This window comes from Brevibacillus parabrevis, assembly GCF_003710905.1.
GTDB lineage: Bacteria > Bacillota > Bacilli > Brevibacillales > Brevibacillaceae > Brevibacillus > Brevibacillus parabrevis.
This window is the reverse complement of record NZ_RHHV01000027.1, coordinates 20,415-27,020: the sequence shown is the minus strand read 5'-3', so window position 1 is coordinate 27,020 and position 6,606 is coordinate 20,415. Positions and strand designations below refer to the sequence as shown.

The 6,606-nt window shown below is 55.6% G+C and carries 4 protein-coding genes; all 4 read right to left on the bottom strand.

All coding sequences use genetic code 11. The annotated features are described in order from the left end of the window. Positions 1-200: 200 nt before the first annotated feature. The 4 genes from EDM60_RS27330 to EDM60_RS27315 all read right to left on the bottom strand — a co-directional run bounded on the left by EDM60_RS27330 (position 201) and on the right by EDM60_RS27315 (position 6,601). Entirely contained in the window at positions 201-2,063 is a 1,863-nt protein-coding gene (locus tag EDM60_RS27330; RefSeq protein WP_233454209.1) for a ribonuclease H-like domain-containing protein, read from the bottom strand. Next, on the bottom strand, positions 2,053-4,335 hold the full coding sequence (locus tag EDM60_RS27325) for a DEAD/DEAH box helicase (protein ID WP_122966784.1): 2,283 nt from the start codon (positions 4,333-4,335) through the stop codon (positions 2,053-2,055). Before EDM60_RS27325 ends, EDM60_RS27330 begins: the two co-directional genes overlap by 11 nt. A 178-nt stretch (positions 4,336-4,513) precedes the next feature. Beyond that, positions 4,514-5,884 carry an alkaline phosphatase gene (locus tag EDM60_RS27320; RefSeq protein ID WP_122966783.1) on the bottom strand — a complete coding sequence of 457 codons (1,371 nt, stop codon included), beginning with the start codon at positions 5,882-5,884 and terminating at the stop codon, positions 4,514-4,516. A 210-nt stretch (positions 5,885-6,094) separates the two neighbouring features. After that, positions 6,095-6,601, bottom strand: coding sequence for a DUF4358 domain-containing protein (locus EDM60_RS27315; RefSeq protein WP_122966782.1), 507 nt, complete (start codon positions 6,599-6,601; stop codon positions 6,095-6,097). Between the last annotated feature and the right edge of the window lie 5 nt (positions 6,602-6,606).

Genomic DNA, 6,606 nt, shown 5'->3' with positions numbered 1-6,606 from the left:
TACGGACGGGGGTCAGTCCCTTGGGAAGGAGGCTGGTTTTTTTATCGGAAAGCTACACTTTTTAGCTAATGCTTCTGCTGATCCCGTAGTCGCTGTTTACCTGATAGCTGCTGTTTTACCCAGTAGCTACTGCTTACCGATAGCTGCTGCTTTCCCGACAGCTACTGCTTCCCCGACAGAGCCTACCATTATTGCGCTATTTACATTTCTTCCCGCTCATCCGACCAATCCAAAAACCCGGACAAAAGGCTCTCCTGCTCCGCTGCGCTTCCCTGTACCTTCGCTTGCAGGCGGTCTATCCGTTTTTGGTACGCGGCTGCTTCGGACTGGGTACGGTTTCGCAGCAAGGTGCCCCGCTTTTTCCACTGCTCGTAAGCTTGCCGCGTATAGCGCAATGCTTTTTCCGCATCGCCCAGCTGATGCTCGCACAGCTTCGCCGCCTCGATGTACACCTCTTCCGGGACATAGCCGGACGACGCTATGCACGCTTCCCAGACCGTCAATGCTTGCTGCCAGTTCTTTTGCTTTTTGTACAGATGGCCGATGGCGAGCTTGGCCCGGTTGCTCCAAACATGGTCGCTATCCGCAACCAGGCGGTATCCCGCCATGGCCGTTTCCTGGTCACCCAGCGCATCATACCATCTGGCAATTTCAAATCGTTCCGCAACAGAAACGTCGCTGCTCGGCTGATCCGCCAACAGCCGGGTCATGTGAATGTAAAGCGTGATCAGCGAGAGAACGTCTTTCTCGTTGTGCCGCAGCACCCCTTCGATCACGTCAGGGTCTTGCGAATGCAAAAAGTCAAAGTACCGCACAGGGGCCAAAAAGCCCGGCAAATCATCCTCGCGAAACACGTCCAGCTTTTCCTGCTCGATGATTCCCAAGCGACACGATTCCAGCTCAGCCTTCCACAGCCTTCTGGCTCCGTGCAGCAAGTCGAGATGACCGAACGTCGGCAAGGCGGGAACCTGATCGCGCACCAGCGTATGCCTCGTCCGCACCTGCGGCCAGTCAAACGATTTCCCGTTGAACGTCACCAGATGCGAAGACTTTTGCGCCTGTTCGAGAAACGACTGGTACAGAGTCGCTTCCGCATACGGAGCCGGAAGGAAATGCTGGCGGACAATAACTTCTTCCCCTTCCAGACGACTGTAACCAAGCAAAAAGACGGCATTCCCGGCGCCGCCGGACAGCCCGGTTGTCTCCGTATCAAAAAACAGCAACTCGTCCGCTTTTTTGCCCGCTGCGGACAATGGATGCTCTCTGCCGGAAGCTTCCCAGATAGCGATTGCCTCGTTCAACTGGGAAAAAGTGTACGCCCCGTGGCGTTGCCCGATCGGATAGCGAACCTCGCGAATCATGACATGCTCGTCTTCCCAAAAGTAGGGGAACGCCTGCATTCTGCTCCATTTGTCTGCAAAAGGAATCGGCGGTTTCCCGGCTTGGGCGGGAATGGCAGAAAGTGATTCTGCGTCAGCGGGACTGGGTGCGGTAACTTCGGTTGATGCCTCGGCTGCTACGAACACTCCGATTGTTTCTGCTGACACCTCGGACGTTTTGGGTGCTCCGGGTGCTTTAATTAATACGTCGACTGTTTCAAGCACTCCGCCTGCTCTGGCTGACACCTCCACCGCTTCGAGCACTCCACCTGCTTTAGCTAACACCTCGGCTGTTTCGAGCACTCCGCCTGCTTCGCCTGACACCCCAAACGCTTCGAGTGCTGCATCTGCTTTAGCTAACACCTCGGCTGTTTCAAGCACTCCGCCTGCTTCGCCTGACACCCCAACCGCTTCGAGTGCTCCATCTGCTTTAGCTAACACCTCGGCTGTTTCAAGCACTCCGCCTGCTCTGGCTGACACCTCCACCGCTTCGAGCACTCCACCTGCTTTAGCTAACGCCTCGGCTGTCTGGAACGCCCCCGCTCCGCCCGCTTCCGCCGCCAATCCCGCAGCAGTCTGCCCCCGCGCTTCCTCAGCTGCCCTCGCTGCGGCGGGCGACGCCCTTTTTTCCGAATCCAGCGCCATATGTCCCTTCATCCGTTGCAGCTTGGATTTAAGAGACATATGTGCTTCCCCCCTGAGCGATGCGCAGCAAGGTCATCGCCAGCTCCTTGCTGCCGTCATCAGTCGCCCCGACGCAGGAAGGACAGCCCGAGGTACACGCACAAAAGCTGATCAGCCGCTGCGCCTGCGTGAGAATCGTCTCCATTTCCTTGTACACTTGCTCCGATAGCCCGATGCCGCCCGGATAGCGGTCGTACAGGAAAATCGTCGGTTCCTGGGAATGCACCGCCTTGCGCTGGGGAATCACGTGCAAGTCCATCGGGTCGCACATGACAAACAGTGGCGCCACGTGCTGCAATACGTGGGCCAGTCCAACCAGCCCCCGCTCCACGTCCTCCGTCCCGATCTCCGCAAGCAGCGAGTCGGAAAAACCGATCCACGCCGCGTTCGTGTGCAGCTCCTCCTCAGGCAAATGAATCGGCCCCGAACCGATATTTTCATGCGTCTCAAACTTGATTTTCTTGAAAATCGTCGCCATGGCGTGCACCGAGACTTCGCCGTAGGCAACGACACTCTGCCCGTGGTGGAGCGTCTGGTCCTGCTCCAGCACTTTCAGCTGCACAGCCAGATTGGCGTCTGTATAATAGTCGACCTGCACTTCCCGAACGTACGCTTTCTTTTCCTCGTAGTCCAGCTTCTCCACCTGGTACTGCGTTCCCTGGTGCAAGTAAATCGCTTCGTCATGCAAAAGCGTCATCGAGCTGAACCGGTCCATTTCCCCGATGACCCGCTCGTTGCCGCGCTCGCTAATATCGATGATGACCACGTTTTCCTGCGATGCCGAGCGCAGGCTGATGTTGTGTGCTGGGAATGAATCGTTCATCCAGAACCATTTGCCGCGAGAGTAGTGCAGCACTTGCTCCTCGGTCAAAAATTCCAGCACTTCCGTAATTTCCGCGCAGCCGAACGTATCCCCTTTGCTAAAAGGCAGCTCGTACGCCGCGCATTTCAGATGATCGACCAAAATAATCAGGTTGTCAGGGTTGATCCGTGCCGTTTCCGGACTCCGGTCGAAAAAATACTCGGGATGGGCGATCACGTATTGATCCAGCGGAGTCGAGCTGCCGACCATAATGACCGCCGACTCGCCTTGCCGCCTGCCTGCCCGTCCCGCCTGCTGCCACGTGCTCGCCACCGAGCCTGGATACCCGGTAATGACGCACGCCTGGAGCTGTCCGATGTCCACCCCAAGCTCCAGCGCATTCGTGCTGACGACCCCCATGATGTCGCCATTGCGCAGGCCGCGCTCAATCTCCCTGCGCTGACTCGGCAAATAGCCGCCGCGATATCCTTGAATCGTTTTCGGGCCGAGCTTGCGCTTGATCAGTTCCTGCAAATACGTCAGCAAAATTTCCACGCGGACGCGGCTGCGCGCAAACAAAATCGTCTGGATGCCATTGGTCAAAAACTGCTCGGTAATGTCCCGCGCCTCCAATGTGGCGCTTCGCCGGATGTTCAGCTGACGGTTGACCACTGGCGGATTGTAGAACACAAAATGCTTGATTCCCGACGGCGCGCCGTTGTTATCGACCAGCTCTACCTGCTCCTCTGTCAACGCTTCCGCCAGCTCTCGCGGATTGGCGATCGTAGCCGACGTGCAGATGAATTGCGGCGCGCTGCCGTAAAAGGCGCAAATCCGTTTCAGGCGGCGAATCACGTTGGCGACGTGGCTTCCAAAGACGCCGCGGTATGTATGCAGTTCGTCGATGACGATGTATTTCAAATGCTCGAAAAAAGAAACCCATTTGGTGTGATGGGGCAAAATGGCTGAATGCAGCATGTCCGGGTTGGTGATGACGATGTTGCCCGCTTTGCGCACCATTTGCCGGATGTTGGCAGGAGTGTCGCCATCGTACGTCTCCGACTTGATGGCCAGCCCCATTTCGCCAATCAGCTCGTGCAGCTCCGCTTTCTGATCCTGGGCGAGCGCTTTTGTCGGAAACAGGTAAAGCGCGCGGGCTTGTGTGTCTTCGGCCAGCGTCTGCAAAATCGGCAGATGGTAGCACATGCTTTTCCCCGATGCGGTCGGCGTGACAGCCACGATATGCTTGCCTCCGCGCACATGGCGAAACGACGTCTCCTGGTGCGTGTACAAAGAAGTGATCCCTCTTCGCGTCAGCGCATCCTGAATACGCGCATCCATCTCCTGCGGAAACGGAACCGCTTTGGCCTCGCGTGCCGGAATCACCCGCCAGTGGGCGATATTGTCCCGAAAACGCTCGTCTGTTTTCAACTGCTCCAAAATACTTGCCATATCTTTTTTCATCTTCACCAGGCTCACCTTCTTGCCCTTATTCTACGAATGGACGTTCGGGATGTAAACCCCTATAGCTGTTTTGGCCGAAGCGACTTTCGCGAGAAACATGCAGGCAGGACGGGAGACTCTCCCCCTTGGCCCGCGCAAAAGAAAAAGCTGCCAGATAAGCCTGGCAGCTTCTGTTCTTGCATCCTTATTTCTTCGCCTTGCCGAGAATCTCGAAAATGACTTCGGCGTTGTGCGTATTGTCGATCAGTCCGGCAAATTGCTCTTTGCCTGGGCCGTAAGCGTATACGTTGACATCTTCTCCGGTATGTCCGCCTGTTGTCCAGCCAGTGAAGGTGCGCTTGTCAAAAATCGCTTCGATGGCGTTGTCGATGTCCACCTGCTTTTTGGTGGCAGCCGCTTTGTTCACGGAAGCAATTTCTTCCGGGGTCAGTTGCAAATCAATGTACTTTTTCAGCGTTTCTTCTACGTTTGCGCCTTTGGCGATTTCGGCAGAAATGAAATCAGGGGTGCGCTTCGCCGCTTTGATCGGCCCTACCAGGAAGTTGTACTCCTCTTTCGCCCCTACAGACAAGCCGCCTGTGGAGTGGTCTGCCGTTGCGACAACCAGTGTGTTGCCGTCTTTTTTCGCAAAATCAATCGCTGCTTTGAACGCTTTTTCAAAGTCTTCCATCTCGCTCATCGCGGCAACGATGTCGTTGTCGTGACCAGCCCAGTCAATCTGGCTTCCTTCTACCATCAGGAAGAAGCCGTCCTTGTTTTTGTTCAGTCGCTCGATTGCCGCTTTCGTCATGTCCTCCAGCGAAGGAGACTTCTCCGTGCGGTCGATCATTTTGTCCATTCCGCCTGTTGCGAACAAGCCGAGAATTTTGTCATTTTTGTCGCTCAAAAGCTCTTGTTTGGTCGTGACGTAGCTGTAGCCGTCTTTCTTAAACTCTTCCGTCAAGTTGCGATCTTTGCGTACAAAGTTGTTCAGACCGCCGCCGAGCAACACGTCGACGGAATGCTTGCCGTTGATTCGCAGATCGTAGTAGTCGTTTGCGATCGCGTCCATGTTTTTGCGGCTCTCATCGTGCGCACCAAAAGCCGCAGGGGTCGCATGCGTAATCTCCGAGGTAGCTACCAGTCCAGTAGATTTCCCTACTTTTTTGGCCCGTTCCAGCACCGTCTCTACTTCCGATTTGTCGTTGTCGACCGCAATCGCGTTATTGTACGTCTTCACGCCGGAAGACATGGCAGTCGCCGCAGAAGCCGAGTCGGTGATGTTTTGCTTTTCGTCCTCGGCATAAGTCATTTGCGCCCCGACCAAATATTTGTCAAACTCGGTCGGCTCCATCACAGTAGTCTTCGGGTCGTCTTTCATGTAGCGGTAAGCAGTTGTATAGGACGTACCCATGCCGTCACCGATCAGGAAGATAATGTTTTTAACTTGGGCGTTGCCCGCTTTATTTTCTGCCGCCTTGACCAGACCGGGAGTGCCGCCAAACAGCGCCGTCGTCAGGGCCAGAGAAGAGATGACAGCTACTGGGACAAGCTTTTTCGGGAATGTACGAAACATTTTGTACCTCCTGCAAATAGGAATGTTCATAAGCATGTCACCAATCATAGTCTTCTTCTGTTGAGATAGGACGGGCTTTGTGTAAAGAAATGTAAGGGATTGGTAAAGGCTGCGTTAACAAATGGGTAGTGCCTGGTCTTGGCGAAAACGCCGCTGTTGTCCCGGCTGTCGGCAGACCCACGGCTTCCCGCGCCCCTTTTTATGCGTGGTCTACGGCAGCGAAAAAGCCTCCTCGAATGCCCGCTCGACCTGCCCGGCCTCCCGCGAGACGGCGAACAGCGCGAATCTGTCTTTTGTTTTCCACACATGCTCTTCCACGAGAGTCGCCTCGTCCGGACGATAGTCGCTGAATTTGACCAGTTGCGCCTCGATGCGTTTTTGCACGTTTTCCTTGATCGCCCCGAGATCAGCCGCGTCCTTCACCTGCAAGACGAGAATTTCGTCTGCCCGCACATTCGACTGTGACGTTAGCAGCATAAAGCCCTCGACCTCCTCTGGCGCGATGTGGTAAAGCTTTTGCAGCTTGGCCGCATCGCCTTGCTTCAACTCGGATACGTTCACGGCTTGGCTGATATGTTCGGCGATTTCCTCTATCGTCGGGGCAGCTTCCTCGCGCTCCGCATCGGAGCATCCGGCAGTTGCCATCACCAGCGCGGCGCAGGCAAACAGTGCCGCCAGCCACTTCCGGGCGCCTTTGCCCCAGATCAAACTTGTCATTGCTT

Bases quoted from the DNA above. Each gene is read 5' to 3' on its own strand.
- EDM60_RS27330 (WP_233454209.1), bottom strand. From the start codon at position 2,063: ATGTCTCTTAAATCCAAGCTGCAACGGATGAAGGGACATATGGCGCTG.
- EDM60_RS27315 (WP_122966782.1), bottom strand. From the start codon at position 6,601: ATGACAAGTTTGATCTGGGGCAAAGGCGCCCGGAAGTGGCTGGCGGCA.
- EDM60_RS27320 (WP_122966783.1), bottom strand. From the start codon at position 5,884: ATGTTTCGTACATTCCCGAAAAAGCTTGTCCCAGTAGCTGTCATCTCT.